This window comes from Mesobaculum littorinae, assembly GCF_004011175.1.
GTDB lineage: Bacteria > Pseudomonadota > Alphaproteobacteria > Rhodobacterales > Rhodobacteraceae > Tranquillimonas > Tranquillimonas littorinae.
Window position 1 is genome coordinate 600,347 of record NZ_RQXX01000002.1, and the last position, 16,946, is coordinate 617,292.

The 16,946-nt window shown below is 69.3% G+C and carries 12 protein-coding genes and 1 riboswitch; of the genes, 9 read left to right on the forward strand and 3 right to left on the reverse strand.

Annotated features, from left to right (window positions below; genetic code table 11):
* Positions 1 to 5 precede the first annotated feature (5 nt).
* Positions 6 to 611: an inner membrane-spanning protein YciB gene (locus EKE94_RS07540; RefSeq protein ID WP_127905976.1), complete on the forward strand. Its 606-nt coding sequence runs from the start codon at positions 6 to 8 to the stop codon at positions 609 to 611.
* Positions 612 to 735: 124 nt separating this feature from the next.
* Here EKE94_RS07540 and EKE94_RS07545 read toward each other — a convergent pair whose 3' ends face one another.
* Together EKE94_RS07545 and EKE94_RS07550 are read right to left on the reverse strand one after the other, a co-directional pair.
* Positions 736 to 1,437, reverse strand: a complete 702-nt coding sequence (locus EKE94_RS07545) for a glutathione S-transferase N-terminal domain-containing protein (protein WP_127905977.1) — start codon at positions 1,435 to 1,437, stop codon at positions 736 to 738.
* Between the two features lie 208 nt (positions 1,438 to 1,645).
* Complete coding sequence (locus tag EKE94_RS07550; protein WP_164870855.1) at positions 1,646 to 2,620, reverse strand: alpha/beta fold hydrolase; 975 nt, start codon at positions 2,618 to 2,620, stop codon at positions 1,646 to 1,648.
* A gap of 221 nt (positions 2,621 to 2,841) precedes the next feature.
* A riboswitch (SAM riboswitch) is annotated at positions 2,842 to 2,920 on the forward strand.
* Between the two features lie 88 nt (positions 2,921 to 3,008).
* On the opposite strand from EKE94_RS07550, the gene metZ reads away from it, so the two are divergent.
* The 4 genes from metZ (at position 3,009) to EKE94_RS07570 (ending at position 7,549) form a co-directional block, all read left to right on the forward strand.
* Complete coding sequence (gene metZ, locus EKE94_RS07555) at positions 3,009 to 4,187, forward strand: O-succinylhomoserine sulfhydrylase (protein ID WP_127905979.1); 1,179 nt, start codon at positions 3,009 to 3,011, stop codon at positions 4,185 to 4,187.
* Positions 4,188 to 4,354: 167 nt separating this feature from the next.
* The gene (gene folE2 / locus EKE94_RS07560; RefSeq protein WP_127905980.1) at positions 4,355 to 5,458 is read left to right on the forward strand and encodes a GTP cyclohydrolase FolE2; all 1,104 of its coding nucleotides are present in this window, start codon (positions 4,355 to 4,357) and stop codon (positions 5,456 to 5,458) included.
* A 55-nt stretch (positions 5,459 to 5,513) separates the two neighbouring features.
* Positions 5,514 to 6,071, forward strand: a complete 558-nt coding sequence (locus tag EKE94_RS07565) for a DUF6151 family protein (protein WP_127905981.1) — start codon at positions 5,514 to 5,516, stop codon at positions 6,069 to 6,071.
* Positions 6,068 to 7,549 (forward strand): TrkH family potassium uptake protein, encoded by a 1,482-nt coding sequence (locus EKE94_RS07570; protein WP_127905982.1) that lies wholly within the window; start codon positions 6,068 to 6,070, stop codon positions 7,547 to 7,549. The genes EKE94_RS07565 and EKE94_RS07570 overlap by 4 nt, the downstream gene beginning before the upstream one ends.
* 315 nt (positions 7,550 to 7,864) lie before the next feature.
* On the opposite strand, the gene EKE94_RS07575 is transcribed toward EKE94_RS07570, so the two are convergent.
* Entirely contained in the window at positions 7,865 to 10,051 is a 2,187-nt protein-coding gene (locus EKE94_RS07575) for a peptidoglycan-binding protein (RefSeq protein WP_235855929.1), read from the reverse strand.
* A 221-nt stretch (positions 10,052 to 10,272) separates the two neighbouring features.
* Between EKE94_RS07575 and EKE94_RS07580 the strand changes: the two genes are divergently transcribed.
* The 4 genes from EKE94_RS07580 (at position 10,273) to EKE94_RS07595 (ending at position 16,852) form a co-directional block, all read left to right on the forward strand.
* Positions 10,273 to 11,208 carry a glycine--tRNA ligase subunit alpha gene (locus EKE94_RS07580; protein ID WP_127905983.1) on the forward strand — a complete coding sequence of 312 codons (936 nt, stop codon included), beginning with the start codon at positions 10,273 to 10,275 and terminating at the stop codon, positions 11,206 to 11,208.
* Positions 11,209 to 11,230: 22 nt separating this feature from the next.
* Positions 11,231 to 11,749, forward strand: coding sequence for a DUF6446 family protein (locus EKE94_RS07585; protein ID WP_127905984.1), 519 nt, complete (start codon positions 11,231 to 11,233; stop codon positions 11,747 to 11,749).
* A gap of 2 nt (positions 11,750 to 11,751) precedes the next feature.
* Positions 11,752 to 13,917 carry a glycine--tRNA ligase subunit beta gene (gene glyS / locus EKE94_RS07590; protein WP_127905985.1) on the forward strand — a complete coding sequence of 722 codons (2,166 nt, stop codon included), beginning with the start codon at positions 11,752 to 11,754 and terminating at the stop codon, positions 13,915 to 13,917.
* Positions 13,918 to 14,290: 373 nt separating this feature from the next.
* Positions 14,291 to 16,852: a putative PEP-binding protein gene (locus tag EKE94_RS07595; protein ID WP_127905986.1), complete on the forward strand. Its 2,562-nt coding sequence runs from the start codon at positions 14,291 to 14,293 to the stop codon at positions 16,850 to 16,852.
* The last annotated feature ends 94 nt before the right edge of the window (positions 16,853 to 16,946 follow it).

The following is a 16,946-nucleotide window of genomic DNA, read 5'->3' on the forward strand; positions in this document are numbered from 1 at the left end:
GAGACATGGCCGAACGGCAGATCAATCCGAAACTCAAGACGGCGCTCGACCTCGGGCCCGTCGTCCTGTTCTTTCTGGGCTATATCGCCCTGCGCGACCGCGAGTTCGTGATCGGCGGCACGGCCTATTCCGGCTTCGTGCTGATCACCGCGGCCTTCGTGCCGATCCTTGCGCTGTCGACGCTGGCGCTGTGGCGGCTGACGGGCAGCGTGTCGAAGATGCAGATCGTGACGCTGGTGCTGGTCGTCGTCTTCGGCGGCCTGACCGTGTGGCTGAACGACGAGCGGTTCTTCAAGATGAAGCCCACGCTGATCTACCTGATCTTTGGCGGCCTTCTGGGCATCGGCCTGCTGCGCGGGCAGTCGTGGCTGAAGCTGGTGATGGACGGGATGATCCCGTTGGATTCCGAGGGATGGATGATCCTGACGCGGCGGCTGTGTTTCTTCTTTTTGGCCCTCGCGGTGCTGAACGAGATCATCTGGCGCAGCATGTCGACGGATGCCTGGGTGACGTTCAAGACCTTTGGCCTGACGCTCGCGATCTTCGCGTTCTTCATGACGCAAAGCCGCCTCTTCCGCGATCACGGCACCTCGGACCCCGACGAGGGGTGACGGTTGACGCGATATGGATGACTGGTAACGGTCGAGGGGGAGGGATGGCCCGCGGGTAACGGGCCATCCGTGGCGTTGCGAAGGCGCCCGAGGCAGGCCCCGGGGGCGCCGCCCTGCGCGGGCGCTACCTTTTGCCGAAGAGCACCTCTTGCGCCTTTTTGTCCTGCGTCGCGCTGCGCTTCTCCTCGGCCACCGCCTTGCCCGCCTGGACGGCGGGGCGGTCGCCTACCAGTTTCAGCCAGCGCGCGAGGTTGGGCTTGTCCTCGAGCGTCTGCTGCTGGCCTTCCCAGAGCGTGGCCCACGGCCAGATCGCCATGTCGGCGATCGAGTAGAAATCGCCCGCAACATACTCGTTTTCCGCCAGCTGACGGTCGAGCACCCCGTAAAGCCGCCCGGTTTCGGTGCGATAGCGGTCCTTTGCGTAGGGCAGGTCCTGCGGCGGATCCATCGCGGGGGCGTATTTCAGGAAGTGGTGCGCCTGTCCGGCCATCGGCCCCAGGCCGCCCATCTGCCACATCAGCCACTGGTCGACCGCGATGCGTCCGCGTTCGCCGGGGCCGGTGAACTGGCCCGTCTTGCGGGCGAGGTATTGCAGGATCGCCCCCGATTCGAAGATCGAGATCGGCGCGCCGTCGGGGCCCTCGGGGTCGATGATCGCGGGCATGCGGTTGTTCGGTGCGATCTTCAGGAAGTCGGGCGCGAACTGGTCGCCCGCGCCGATGTTGATGAGCTTCACCTCGTAGGGCAGGCTCATCTCTTCGAGCGCGATCGAGATCTTCCAGCCGTTGGGCGTGGGCCAGTAGTAGAGGTCGATGGGGGCGGGCATGGGGTTTCCTTCTGTGGCGTGTCGCGCGCAAGGCTCGGGCAAAGGGCCGCGGGGCGCAAGGGGGCGCGCTTCGTGGCAGATCGGGGCCGGGCCGCCCGGCGTGGTACGGGGTGGGCCCGCCGGGGGACGCCTCCGGCGGGAGTATTTTTGAAGAGAAGAAGATGGGGGCGCGAGGGATGTCGTACGGGGGGCGAGCCGCTGTGGCGGGTCAGGCGCGCCGGACGAAGAGCGTGGGCAGCGATGCGGGCGGGGCGAGGAGGCGCGACCAGCGACGGCGCTGCCTTTGGGGCAGGGCCGCGCGGAGGGTCGAGAAGGGCAGGGCGGGATCCCCGGACAGGACGCGGCGGTAGAGCGGGAAGAGGCCGGCGCGCAGGTAGCCCGACCAATGGCAGATGCGCCGCTCGGGCGCGGCAACGCGGTGCCCCAGTGCCGCCAGGGCACTCAGCGTCGCCGGATCATCGACCTGCATGTCCAGCCAGTTACCGGCGGGCCGCTTCAGACCCGCGCCCAGCGTGCGCTCGGGCGCGCAGAGCGCCAATTCCAGAAGCAAGTCGAAGAGGTCGTTTTCCCGGCTGGTGACGTTCAGCCATTCGGCCGAGGCGCCTGCCGGGCTGTCGAGCGCCCGCCGCGCGTCCGAGCGGAAGGCGGCTGCGAAGAGCAGCACCACCCGCCCGATGGACCCGGGCGGCAGGGCGGTCGCGGCGCGCAAGGCTACCCGCGCCCCCATCGAATGGGCGATGATCTGCACCGGGCGTCCGCTGCAGGCGTGGAGGTGCCGGACCAGCCGGGCCAGCGCGCCACCTGCCAGCGCCGCCGCCCGCCAGGCGCGCCAGAGCGACCCGCCGCCGTCCCAGCCAAACCCGATGCAGAGCGGCTCGGCCGTGTCGTCACCGGTCCGGGGGCGGGGGGCGGTCGGGCGGTGTGGCGGGGCTGCCGCGTCGGGCGCGCCGACGGTGCCCCGCCCGCACCCCAGATGCCGCGGCCAGGAGACGGCCCGGGGCCCCGAGGGGCGGGGATCGAGGGACAGGATATGGGCATGCGGCGACAGCTCGGAGATGTCGGGGGTATACTTGAAGCCGTGCACCATCACGATCACGGGGCCGCGGGTGGCGGCCAGATGCGGGGCGAGGCGCGCTGCGATGGCGCCGATCTCGTCACTGGCATTCACGGCAAGAAGCGGCATGCGTGCTGACCCCAACATCTTGTGCGTCCCTTGTCGCGGAAGCTTAAGACGGTGGCATGAAGCCTGGATTACGGCTCCGTGACGGTGCGGGGCTGTCGCGTCTGCGGCTGGGCTGGGTACGCCGGTCCGGCGCTGGATCGGCGCGGCCCATTCCGTCCCGGCCCGGCTGGGCCGACATTGCGCCGACCGTGGCTTGACCCGGCGATTGCACGGGGCTATGCCGCCGGCATCGTGGCGATTTGTTCACCGGATTGCGGGCCACGTTAAACATGCCGCTAAAGAGGTCAGGGATCGTCGTGACGACCCCCGGCGCTCTGGCGATCCGGGGGTTTTTCGTTTCCGGCGGCCACCTGTCGTGGTGCCGGCAGCGCGGCAGGAGGCACGGAACATGACCGATTGGAACACGCGCACCAAGCTCGTCCACGGCGGCACCCGCCGCAGCCAGTACGGCGAGGTGAGCGAGGCGATCTTTCTCACCCAGGGGTTCGTCTACGACACCGCCGAACAGGCCGAGGCCCGGTTTCAGCAGCTAGGCGATGACGAGTTCATATATGCGCGCTACGGCAACCCGACGGTGCGCATGTTCGAAGAGCGTATCGCCATGCTGGAAGGGGCCGAGGACGCCTTTGCCACCGCCAGCGGCATGGCGGCGGTCAGTGGCGCCCTGACCTCGATGCTGAAGGCGGGCGACCACGTGGTCAGCGCCCGGGCGCTGTTCGGGTCGTGCCTCTACATCCTCGAAGAGGTGCTGTCGCGCTTCGGGGTCGAGGTCACCTTTGTCGACGGCACCGACCTGGAAGCCTGGCGCGCCGCCGTGCGTCCCGACACCAGGGCGGTGTTCCTCGAAACGATGTCGAACCCGACGCTCGAGGTCGTGGACCTGAAATCGGTGGCCGAGATCGCGCACGCGGCAGGCGCGCTCGTGGTGGCCGACAATGTCTTTGCCACGCCGATCTATTCCAACGCCATCGCGCTCGGGGCCGACGTGGTGATCTATTCCGCCACCAAGCATATCGACGGGCAGGGCCGCTGCCTGGGCGGGGTGATCCTGGGCAGCCGCGAGTTCATCCGCAAGACCGCCGAGCCCTATCTCAAGCATACCGGCGCGGCGATGAGCCCGTTCAACGCCTGGGTGCTGCTCAAGGGTCTGGAAACGCTCGACCTGCGGGTGCGGGCCCAGGCGGAGGGCGCGCAGAAGCTGGCCGAGGCGCTGCACGGCGACGCACGGCTCGCCCGCGTGATCTATCCGGGCCTGCCCGACCACCCGCAACACGCGCTGACACAGGCGCAGACCGGGTCGGGCGGCACGGTGCTGTCGATCGACCTTGCCGGGGGGCAGGAGGCCGCGTTCCGGTTCCTGAACGCGCTGACGATCTGCGTGATCTCGAACAATCTCGGGGATGCCAAGAGCATTGCCACCCATCCCGCGACGACCACCCACCAGCGTCTGCCGGCGGACCAGAAGACGACTTTGGGCATCACCCCCGGTCTGGTGCGGATCTCGGTGGGGATCGAGGACACCGCCGACCTGATCGCGGATTTCCGCAACGCGCTTTCCGCGGTATGATCGTATCGCGGTCCGGGCCCTGCTGCCGCAGGACGCCCGGACCGGCCCACATACGTCTGCGTGAGATTTTTGCAGCAAGGACAAGGAGCATACCCGTCCCTGCCTCCGTAATTTGTAGGAATTTTCCTTAAGAGTACCTATCATGGCTCCCTGGACGGGGGACTGACATGAACGTTTATTCCAAAGACTTCGACGAAACGCCCAAGCGTGAGGAGGCAGAGGACGCGCTGCGCCGCCTGCGCGCCTGGGCCGAGACGGCCACGCCCGAAGAGGTGGCCGACCTGGACCCGGCGATCAGCCGGCTGCTGCCCGACCGGCCGCTGCCGAACTATCCCGAGTTGTCCCGGCGATACCCCGAGGGGTTCGAGGTCGACGATGCCTATCGCGCCACGCTGCCCGATCTGCAGAATGGGCCGCAATCGCTGATTCGCGGCGCGCGACGGCTGATCCAGCATGTCGGGATCTCGCATTTCCGCCTGCCGATCCGGTTCCACACCCGCGACGGCGACGACCTGACGCTGGAAACCTCGGTGACCGGCACGGTCAGCCTTGCCGCCGAGAAGAAGGGCATCAACATGAGCCGCATCATGCGGTCCTTCTACCGGCACGCCGAACGCACCTTTTCCTTCGAGGTGATCGAAGCCGCGCTCGACGACTACCTGTCCGACCTGGGCAGTCTCGACGCGCGGATCCAGATGCGATTCTCCTTCCCGATGAAGCGGCCTTCGCTGCGGTCGGGGCTGGAGGGCTACCAGTACTACGACATCGCGCTGGAACTGGTGGATCGTGGCGGCGTACGGCACAAGATCACCCATCTCGACTACGTCTATTCCTCGACCTGCCCCTGTTCGCTGGAACTGTCCGAGCATGCGCGGCAGTATCGCGGCCAGCTGGCCACCCCGCATTCGCAGCGCTCGGTCGCGCGGATCTCGGTCGCGGCGGACACCTCGGGCGAGACCCTGTGGTTCGAGGACATCATCGACCACTGCCGCGCCGCGGTGCCGACCGAGACGCAGGTGATGGTCAAGCGCGAGGACGAGCAGGCCTTTGCCGAACTGAACGGCGCCAACCCGATCTTCGTCGAGGATGCCGCCCGGCTTTTCGCGCAGGAGCTTCAGGGCGATGCGCGGATCCAGGACTACCGGATCATCGCCAGCCACCAGGAAAGCCTGCACAGCCACGATGCGGTCAGCGTCCTGACCGAGGGGGCGACCTTCGATCAGCTGTCCTTCGATCCGCAGCTCTTCTCGACGCTGCACCACCCGGGCTAGATGCGCGTGGGCGGCGGTGCTAGGCAGGCGGAAGCTTCGTAGGAGATCGCCGCCGATGCCCGGACCCATCGACCTGAGCTGCCGCTGCGGCGCGGTGGCGGTGCGCGTGGCCGAAGGGCCGGGGATGCGCTGCACCTGCTACTGCGCCGACTGCCGCGGCTATGCCCACCGGTTGGGGAGGGGAGAGATCCTCGACCCCGCCGGCGGCACCGAGGTCTATCACACCACACCGGATCTGGTCAGCATAACCCGCGGTGCCGATCGCATCGCCTGCCTGCGGATGACGCAGCGCGGCCCGTTGCGGTGGTTCGCGGCCTGTTGCAACACCCCGCTCGCGGGCACGCCGCCGACGCGGGCCGTTCCCTTCGTCGGGATCGTTTTGGCCGGCGCGGCCGACCCTGAGGCCGCGGGGCGATGCCGGGCCCGGCTGTTTCCGGATGCCGCGACCGCGCCGCTGACCGGGCGTCCCAGGGCGCGCCGCGGTAACGTGGCGGCGGTGGTGGGCGGCGTCGTCGCGCGCGGGATCGCCGCGCGGCTGGCCGGGCGCCACCGCGACACGCCGTTCTTCGACGCCGCCGGCGCCCCCGTCGCCCAGCCCGAGCCCCCGGCATGAGCGGCGCGGTCCGCCGATCCCGCCCCGTCGCGCTGGACCTGCGTCCGGTCGGCTACGTGATCGGGCTTCTGGTCACCGCGCTGGGCCTGTCGATGCTGGTGCCGCTGACCGTCGATATCGTCGTGCGCAACGGCTATTGGCCCGACTTCGCCGAGGCCTCGGCGATCACCGCGCTGACCGGCGCGCTTCTCGCCCTGGCCTGTGCGAACGGCACCAGCGAACGGCTGTCGATCCAGCAGACCTTTCTTCTGACCACCGCGGTCTGGATCGTGCTGCCGATCTTCGGCGCGATCCCCTTCGTGCTAAGCGAAACCGACGCCAGCGTGACCGACGCGTTCTTCGAGGCCGTCTCGGGCATGACGACGACCGGCTCGACCGTGTTCTCGGGCCTCGACGATCTGCCGCACGGCATCCTTTTGTGGCGCTCGATGCTGCAATGGTTCGGCGGCATCGGGATCGTCGTCGTCGCCATGGTGTTCCTGCCGGAACTGCGGGTTGGCGGCATGCAGATCTTCCGCTCGGAAGCCTTCGAGACGATGGGCAAGATCCTGCCCCGCGCGGCCGAGATCGCGGCCCAGATCTCGTGGATCTACGTCGTGCTGACCTTCGTCTGCTTCCTTGGCTACGTGGCACTGGGGATGTCCAGCTTCGACGCGATCAACCATGCGCTCACCACCATGTCGACGGGCGGCTTTTCGACCCGTGATGCCTCCTTCGGGGCGTTCCAGGGCGCGCCGGAATACTACGCCTCGGTCTTCATGATCCTCGCCAGCCTGCCTTTCGTCCGCTACATCCAGGTGATCGCCGGACACGGGCGACCACTGTTCCGCGACGCGCAGGTGCGGGCGTTCATCTCCGTGATCCTCGTCGTCGTGCTGTTGCTGGCGGGCTACCAGGTCGCGTTCCTGGGCCGCGGGATCGAGGAGAGCGTGCGCGAGGCGGTGTTCAACGCGACCTCGGTCATGTCGGGCACCGGATTTGCCAGCGTCGACTACCAGCTCTGGGGGCCCTTCGCGATGGTGGTCTTCTTCACCGTCGGGCTGGTCGGCGGCTGCGCGGGGTCGACCTGCTGTTCGATCAAGATCTTCCGCTACCAGATCCTGATTTCGTCGATCCGGGCCCAGATCCAGCGCATCCATTCGCCGCACGGGCTGTTTACGCCGCGCTTTGACGGACGACCGGTCGACGACGAGGTTCTGAACTCGGTCATGGCCTTCTTCGTGCTCTTCGTCGTGTCGCTGGGGGTGCTGTCGGTGCTGCTGTCGCTGACGGGGCTCGATTTCACCACCTCGCTGACGGGCGCGGCGACGGCGATCGCGAATATCGGCCCGGGCCTGGGCGACATCATCGGCCCCGCGGGGAATTTCGCCGCGATCAACCCCACGGCGAAGTGGCTGCTGATCGGCGGAATGATCGTCGGGCGGCTCGAGCTGATGGCGGTCTACGTCCTCTTTACCCTGACCTTCTGGCGGACCTGAGGCGCAGCCCCGGGCGGCGCGGCAGTCGGGGCCCGACCGAATGGGCGCGACCCGCGACCCTGCGGGAGGCGCGGCGGAGTGGTCTTCCGGAAAGGTTCTTAGGCCGGCCGAGGCCCCTGGCTGCGCGGTCTACGCCCCCTCATCAGAACGTTTTGGGGACGTTGACGTAAGTCGTCACGCAGCGGCAGCGCGCCGTTCCGACCCGACCGGACAGAACAGCCGCCCGAACGGAACAGGGGCACCGCCCGACGCGATGCCCCTGTTCATGGTGCCGTTTTCCCGGCGGATCGGCCGGGTGCCTGACGCGGCGGGCGGTCAGTCCCAGCAGCTGACCAGCACGGTCATGCCGCCGGCCTTGCGCCCCAGCTGATCGGGGTTGAGCGTGCTGCGATCCTCGGCCTCGGACACCTGCACACCCTCGCGCCCCAGAAAGGCGGCGATTGTGTCGCTGTCGGCGGCGAAGGACACGCCGTCGGGCAGGACCCGACCGCCATCCTCGTTTCGCGGCAGAAGCATTCCCAGGACCGCGCCGGTGGCATCGAGCACCGGGCCGCCCGCGTCGCCGGGCTGGGTTCCGACTTCGAGCCGGCGCACGGTGTCCGCCCCGTCGAGCCCGCGCAGGTCCGCCAGCCGCCCGAAGGTCAGGCTGGGCGCGCCCAGCACCCCTTCGTAGGAAAACCCGGACACGGCGACTTCGCTCTGCAGGCGTGGCGTCGCGGTCTGAAGGCGGGCGTAATCGCTCGGGGACAGCGGCGATTGCGGCCGCAGCAGCGCCAGGCCGCTGGCGTCGTCCTGCGCCGCGATCTCGGCCTCGACGGCTTCGTCCAGCGTGATCCGCCCGCAAGAGCCCAGGATGTCCGAGGTGGTCAGCACCATGCCCGCGGCATCGACGTAGAAGCCCGAGCGCGACAGCTCGGGCCGGCGGATCTGCAGGCCGGCCAGTAGATCGACGCGCTGCGTCTCGTCCGGGGCGCCGACGCGGTCGGGCATCACCACGCCCGGGATCGGCGCGAAGCTCTGGCGCATCTCGTCCAGCACCCGCGCGCGCCGCTCTTCGTCGCCGCGCGGCCAGATCAGCGTGAAGCCCTTGACCGACCCGTCGACCAGCCCGGCCTCGGTATGCGAGACGAAGTCGGCGTTCTGCCCCTCCAGCCGGAACACGGTGTCGTCGCGGTCGCGCGGGCCGTCCTGCGGCACGATCTCGAGCGTCTGCATGACGTCGTAGAGCCCTGCCAGCGTGTCGCCGTCGCCGTCCTGCGAAATCAGCAGGACGCGGTAGGCGGCGCCGTCCTCGATGGCATCGTAATGGGCGAAGGGCGGCTCGTAGCGGGAAAACTCGACCAGGGCGGTCGGCATCCGCATCTCGATCCCGGCGGTATCGTCGCGCACGAGGTCGAGCCCGAGGCCTTCGAGGATGGCGTTGTAGTCCGCCATCAGCTCGTCGCGCTGGCGGGTCGTCAGGACGCCGGTGACGTCATATCCCTTCCGTGCCTGCCAGTCGCCCATCGCGGCGCGGGTGCCGCGACCGAAGGCGCCGTCGATGGCGGCGTCGTAGACACCCGCCCACTGCATCGCGCGCTGCAGGGCGCGGCGTTCTTCGCCGCTCAGGCCCGCCTCGCTCTGCCGGGCTTCGGCGACGGTTTCATAGACCGGGGCGGGGCCTTCCTCTTCCACGCGGGCGGCGTAGGCCCGGGCCAGGGCGGCGCGCTGCGCAGTGGTCAAAACGCCTGTGGGGTCGGCGCCCACGTCGGTTTGCCAGTCCGACATCGCGGCGCGGGTCGACCGGCCGAAGGCGCCGTCGATCGGGCCGCGGTAGAAGCCCAGCCGCCGCAGCGCGCGCTGAAGCTCGCGCCGCGCCTCGCCGTCGAGCGCGCGTTCTGACTGGCGCGCCTCGGCCACGGTCTCGGTGTCGGCCGCCGTTTGGGACGACGTGTCGCTCGTTGTTCCGGTGGCGGTTCCGGTGGAAGCTTCAGTGGCGGGCTGGCCGGCTTCCGGCGCAGTGTCGCCGGTGCGCGCGCCAGCCGCGTCCTGGGCGGCGACGACGGCATCGGCCAGCGCATCCTCGGCGGCCGAGGGCGCATCGGCGGTTGCGTCCTCCGCGTCGCCCTCGGTGTCCGGCGCATCGGGGAGGGCCTGCGCAGTGTCGACGCCGGCGGGCTCTTCCCCCTCGGCGGGCCAGAAACGGGTGCCGAAGCTTTGGCCATCGGTGACGAAGCTGTCGCCCGGGATCAGCCCGCGGCGCCGCAGGTCGCTGCGCGTCGCGGCGGCGGCGTCCTCGGTCAGCGGGCCGACGGTGATCGCGTACCACGCGCTGCTGCCCAGCCGGAATCCGGCGACATCCTCGATCTGGCCGGCGTAATCGCGCGCGGCCTCGACCGCCTCGGCCCGGGAGGGTTGCGCCTCGATCTGCAGCCAGACGTCCTGTGCCGTCGCCGCACCGGCCACAAAACCCGCGGCGCCGACGGTGTAGGCCGCAAGAAGCAGCCGGATAACTCTACTCATTCTTTGTCCGTATTTCTTGACGCGTTCAATCGCCGCGAAGGAAGCCCGCCCCCGGCGTCCACCCTATCACCCCGGATGGGGGGCGCACGTCAAGAATGCGGGCCTGCGTCGGGGGGCCGCGATTGACCCTTGTTGCCCTTCTGCCTATGCAGTGCCCGCACGAGGGGGCAGGCCCCCCGGAACGGGTGCGGAGACGATCCGCGAAGGGAACGGCGACACACATGGCAACCGGCGGACCGGCGGACAAACCGCGCAGCTTTCAAGAGATCATCCTGCGGCTTCAGGCCTACTGGGCGGCACAGGGCTGCGCCATCCTGCAACCCTACGACATGGAGGTCGGCGCGGGCACCTTCCACCCGGCCACCACGCTGCGCGCGCTGGGGCCGACGCCCTGGGCCGCGGCCTATGTCCAGCCCTCGCGCCGCCCGACCGACGGGCGCTACGGCGACAGCCCGAACCGCTGGCAGCACTACTACCAGTTCCAGGTGCTCATCAAACCCTCGCCCCCCGATTTCCAGGCGATCTACCTGGGCAGCCTCGAGGCCATCGGCATCGACATGTCGCTGCACGACATCCGCTTTGTCGAGGATGACTGGGAAAGCCCGACGCTGGGCGCCTGGGGTTTGGGTTGGGAGGTCTGGTGCGACGGCATGGAGGTGTCGCAGTTCACCTATTTCCAGCAGGTCGGCGGGCATGACTGCCGCCCCGTTTCGGGCGAGCTGACCTACGGGCTGGAACGGCTGGCGATGTACGTGCTGGGCTATGACGACGGCAACGCGATGCCCTTCAATGACCCCGGCGCGCCGATCCCGCTGACCTATGGCGACGTCTTCCGCGAGGCCGAGGCGCAGTATGCGCGCTGGAATTTCGACGTGGCCGACACGCACATGCTGATGCGCCATTTCGAGGATGCCGAAGCCGAGTGCGCCCGCATCCTGTCGGAACCGGCCCTGGACCTCAAGACCGGGCGCCGCATCGTCATGGCGCAGCCCGCCTACGACCAGTGCATCAAGGCCAGCCACTTGTTCAACCTGCTCGATGCGCGCGGCGTGATCTCGGTCACCGAACGGCAGGCCTACATCGGGCGCGTGCGCGCGCTGGCCAAGGCCTGTGCCGATGCCTACCTGCTGACCGAGGCGGGGGGCTTTTCCGCATGATCGCCAGCGATCCGGTCCGGTCATGAACGGCAAGCTTCTCGGAGGATCCATCGTGGGGATCGCGCTCGTCGCCGGTGCGGCGCTTTACTATCTGCAGGTCTATGCCTTCTACGACGAGGTCGAATTCACCCCCGACGCGATCCGCATGACCCCGGTCGCGACCGGTCAGCCGGAATCGATGCCGGCCGAGGATTTCGAGGCGATCGACGCCGACAGCTCGCCCCTGCGCTACCGCGCCTGCTTCCGCCTCCCTCTGTCGCAGCCGACGCTGACCGAAACCTACGAGATCTACGACAATCCCGAGCCGCTGACCGCGCCGCCCTGGTTCGACTGCTTCGATGCCGGCGCGGTCGAGGCGGCGCTGGAGAGCGGCGAGGCGATGGCCTTCCTGGGCGAGCACAACGTCTCTTACGGCGTCGACCGGGTGATCGCCGTCTTCAACGACGGCCGCGCCTATGCGTGGCACCAGCTCAATGACTGCGGCGAACTCGACTATGCCGGCAACCCGGTGGGCGAGGCCTGTCCCCCGCGCGAGGAATAATCATGCCCGACCTTTTGATCGAACTCTTCAGCGAAGAAATCCCGGCGCGCATGCAGGGGCGTGCGGCCGACGACCTGAAACGCCGCGTCACAGACGGGCTGGTCGAGGCGGGGCTGACCTACGCCTCGGCGGGTGCCTTTTCGACCCCGCGGCGGCTGGTGCTGTCGGTCGAGGGGCTGACCGCCGAAAGCCCCGCCCAGACCGAGGAACGCAAGGGCCCCCGCGTCGATGCCCCCGACAAGGCGATCGAGGGCTTCCTGCGCTCCACCGGGCTTGCGCGCCAGGATCTGGAAACGCGGTCCGAGAAGAAGGGCGAGGTCTATTTCGCCGTGATCCGCAGGCCCGGGCGTCCTGCGCGCGACATCGTGGCCGAGGTTCTGGAAACCGTCGTGCGCGGCTTTCCCTGGCCCAAGTCGATGCGCTGGGGCGCTGGCGAAATGCGCTGGGTGCGGCCGTTGCACCGGATCCTGTGCCTGCTGTCGGACGAGGCCGGCGCTGAAATCGTGCCGCTGGAAATCGACGGGATCCGGGCGTGCGATGTGACCGAGGGCCACCGCTTCCTGAGCCCCGGCGAATTCTCGGTCTCGGGATTCGAGGATTATGCCGCCAAGCTGCGGCGCGCCTATGTCGTTCTGTCGCCCGCCGAACGGGCCGAGGCGATCCGCGCCGACGCCGATACGCTGGCCTTCGCCGCGGGGCGCGAGGTGGTCGAGGATCGCGCGCTGCTGGCCGAGGTCGCGGGACTTGTCGAATGGCCGGTGGTGCTGATGGGGGCGATCGGGAAAGACTACCTCGACCTGCCGCCAGAGGTGCTTCAGACCTCGATGCGCGAACATCAGAAGTTCTTCAGCGTCCGCTCCCCCGGGGCCGCGGGGGACGATGTTCAGATCACCCATTTCATCACCGTGGCCAACCGCGAGACCGCGGATGACGGCGCCACTATCCTTGCCGGCAACGGCCGCGTGCTGGCCGCGCGGCTGGCCGATGCCAAGTTCTTTTGGGACAACGACCTGCGGGTCGCCCGCGACGGCATGGCGCCCTGGCTCGAGGCGCTGTCGCAGGTGACCTTCCACGCCCGGCTGGGCAGCGTCGCCGACCGCAGTGCGCGGATCGCGCGGCTGGCGCGGCGGCTGGCCCCCGTGACCGGCGCCGACCCCGACACCGCGGCCGAGGCCGCGCGGCTGGCCAAGGCCGACCTGACCTCGGAGATGGTCTACGAGTTCCCCGAGCTTCAGGGCGTGATGGGGCGCTATTATGCGCAGGCCGCGAGGTTCGGCCCCGAAATCGCGGATGCGGTGCGCGACCATTACAAGCCCCTCGGCCCCTCGGACGAGGTGCCGGAAGGCCCGGTGACGCAGGCCGTGGCGCTGGCCGACAAGATCGAGATGCTGCGCGCCTTCTGGGCGATCGACGAAAAGCCCACCGGCTCGAAGGATCCCTTTGCCCTGCGGCGCGCGGCGCTGGGCGTGATCCGGCTGTGCCTGGCCCACGGGCTGCGCCTGCCGCTTCTCGAAGTTCTGGGCCGCAATCCCGACGAGGCGTCCGACCTGGCGCAGACCTCGGACCGGCTGCTGACCGAAGAGCTCGCCTCGGGCGGGGCCGGGCTACCGGGCGATCCCGCGCGACCCTCGCCCGAGATCGCGGCGGATCTTCTGGGCTTCTTCCATGACCGTCTCAAGGTGCACCTGCGCGACGCGGGCCTGCGGCATGACGTGATCGACGCCTGCCTCGCGATGCCGGGCAGCGACGACCTCGTGGGACTCGTCCGCCGGGCCGAGGCTCTGGGCGCGGTGCTGGGCACCGACGAGGGCGAGAACCTGCTGCAGGGGTTCCGCCGTGCCAACAACATCCTCGCCCAGGCAGAAGAGAAAGACGGGGTCGAATACTCCTTCGGTCCCGACGAGAAGTTTGCCGAGGCGGACGAGGAAAAGGCACTTTTCGCCGCGCTCGACCGGGCCGAGGCGATTATCGCCCCTGCGCTTTCCTCCGAGGATTTTGCCACGGCGATGGCGGCGATGGCGGATCTGCGCGCCCCGATCGATGCGTTCTTCGAGGCGGTCCAGATCAACACCGACAACCAGATCATCCGCCGCAATCGCCTGAACCTTCTGGGCCGCATCCGGCAGGTCTGCGGCGGTGTCGCCGACCTCACCCGCATCGAGGGGTGATCCGCGCCCGGGAAACCGTCCAGTGGACGGTTTCCAGCGGATCACGGGCGCGAGCCCCGGGTTTTGCGAGGGCAATGGCTCGGTCGGCCCGTGGCGGGGGGCGGCGGTGGGCGCCCCGATCCGAGCGGAGCCTCAGCCGCGTGAGGCCTGTCGGGGTCCTTTGGAACCGGTCATGTCGCTCCTCGGTGCAGCCATCTGGGACGGGCCGCTACGGGCCTCTGTAGGATTTAATTTCTGCAATCTCTGCATGGCCCGTGCCGGGCCACCAATGGTGCTCGGGGGCGTCGCACCGATGCCGACCGTGGGGCAGGGCGGCTGACAATTTGCCCCCGACGCCAGCCGCGCTATGGTGGGGTTGAGGGGGAATGCTGCGGTGCAGAAACATATCGAGATTTCCGACGTCGTGCGGATCACGCCCACCGCGTCCGTTTCTGTCGGCGCCTACGGGGGGCGTGCGAAGTGCCTGCAGCGCCTGATCCGTCTGGGGCTGCCCGTGCCCGCGACCGCCGCGCTCAGCTTTCGCGCGGTGCGGGCCATCGCGGCGGGCGACATGCTGGACCCCGAACCGCTGCTGGCCGCGGTCGACGATGCGCCGCTTCTGTCGGTGCGCCCCTCCAGCGAGGATCCCGACTGGGGCGGGCCGGGGGCGATCCTCAACATCGGGATGAACGATGCCCGCCACGCCGAGCTGACCGAAACGCTGGGGCCCGCGGCGGCCGATGCTCTCTACGCCCGCTTCATCCACAGCTTCGCCGTGCATGTCGCCCGGCTCGACCCCGGGCCGTTTGACCTGCCGTGCCGGCCCGACCGCGCGACGATTTCCGCCATGCTGCAAGCCTACGAGACCGAGCGCGAGGATATCTTTCCCCAGGATCCCACCGCGCAGTTGCAGGATGTCCTGCGGTCGATGGCGCGGGAATGGGACGGGCCCACCGCGCGGCTTCTGCGCGGTGCCAGGGGCGCGCCGGCCGAGGCGGGGCTGGGTCTTGTCGTGCAGGCGATGTCGCTGGGGCTGGGGGCGCCCGAGGCGGGGGAAAGCGGATCGGGCGTGATCCAGTTCGTGTCGGGCCGCACCGGCCTGCCGCAGATCACCGGGCGCTACCTGCCGCAAAGCCAGGGGCGCGAGGCGCTGGACGGCCGCAACGACGCGATGATGCTGACGCGCGATCCGCGCGGGCCCTCGCTGCAGGACCACTGCCCCGAGGTGTTCGACGAGCTTCTGCGCGCGGGCGATCTGGCCCGGGCGCGGCTGCGCGAAGAGATGCAGATCGAGTTCACGATCGAGGCGGGCCGTCTTGCCTTCCTCGACGCCGTGCGCGTCACCCGCAACGCCCGCGCGGCTGTCCGCATCGCGGTTGCGCTGGCGGTGGACGGCATCATCCCCGAGGCCGAGGCGGTGCTGCGCATCCCGCCCGCGGCGATTTCCCAGATGCTGCACCCGCAGGTGGATGCCGAGGAGGACGGCGACCTGCTGGCCCGTGGCATCGCCGCCTCGCCCGGTGGCGCGGTGGGGCGGCTGGCCTTCAGCTCGCGCGCGGCGCAGGGGTTCGCGCTGCGCGAAGAGCCCTGCATCCTGGTGCAACGCGAAACCTCGCCCGACGACGTGCGCGGCATGCACGCGGCGCGCGGCGTGCTTACCGAAAAGGGCGGGGTAACGAGCCATGCCGCGGTGATCGCGCGCGGGCTGGGCCTGCCCTGCGTGGTGGGGGCCACCGGTCTGGCCATCGACCGCCGCCGCCGCGAGATGACGCTGGCCGACGGGCGGCGCCTGCGCGAAGGCGACCTGGTCACGCTTGACGGGACCTCGGGCCTGGTCCTTGGCGGGGCGGCGAAGCTGGTGCAGCCGGCCTTCGACGATGCCTTCCGCACGCTTTTGGGCTGGGCGGACGAGGCGCGGGACATCGGCGTGCGCGCCAATGCCGACACCGCGACCGAGGCCGAGGTCGCGCGCGGCTTCGACGCCGAGGGGATCGGGCTGTGCCGGACCGAGCACATGTTCTTCGAAGGCGACCGTCTGTCGGTAATGCGCGAGATGATCTTTACCGACAGCGCGCCGGACCGGGCCGCTGCGCTGGCGCGGCTGCTGCCGATGCAGCGCGCCGATTTCGAACGTCTCTTCGCGATCATGCGCGGCCGGCCCGTCTGCATCCGCCTGCTCGACCCGCCGCTGCACGAGTTCCTGCCATCGGGCCGCGATGCGCTGCACGATCTGGCTGAGGCGCTGGCCCTGCCGCTCAGCGAGGTTACCGCGCGGGTGGAATACCTGTCGGAGTTCAACCCGATGCTGGGGATGCGCGGCGTGCGGCTGGGGCTCGTCGTGCCCGAGATATACGACATGCAGGCCCGCGCCATCTTCGAGGCCGCGGTCGCCGTGGGCGACGTCGTGCCCGAGGTGATGGTGCCGCTGGTCTCCGCCAGCCGCGAGGTCGAGCTGGTGCGCGGCCGGATCGACGCCGTTGCCGCCGCGGTGCGGGCCGAGGCGGGGACCGGCCCCGGCGCCGATCTCGAGTATCGGCTGGGCGTCATGGTCGAAACCCCGCGCGCCGCGCTCAGGGCAGGCGACATTGCCGCGCAGGCCGCGTTCCTGAGTTTCGGAACCAACGACCTGACGCAGATGACCTACGGCCTGTCGCGCGACGACGCCGGGCGGTTCATGGGCACCTATGTCAAGCAGGGAGTCTTTCCCGAGGACCCGTTCCTCAGCCTCGACGAGGACGGGGTCGGCGAGCTTCTGACGCTGGGCGCGCGGCGGGGGCGCGAGGGCAAGCCCGACATCACGCTGTCGGTCTGCGGCGAACATGGTGGCGATCCGCAATCCATCGCCTTCTGCCGCAGGGCGGGATTTAACTACGTGTCATGCTCGCCCTACCGGGTGCCGATGGCAAGGCTGGCCGCGGCGCAACTGGCAATCCGCGACCGGGCCGCCGTTCGCTAGGGTCTTTCGCTGGGGCCGGTCGGTCAGAATCCGCGCAGTTTAACCCCCTGTTATCCTTGATCTCGTAACTGCTGCGGCAGGGTTTCGCCGGGGA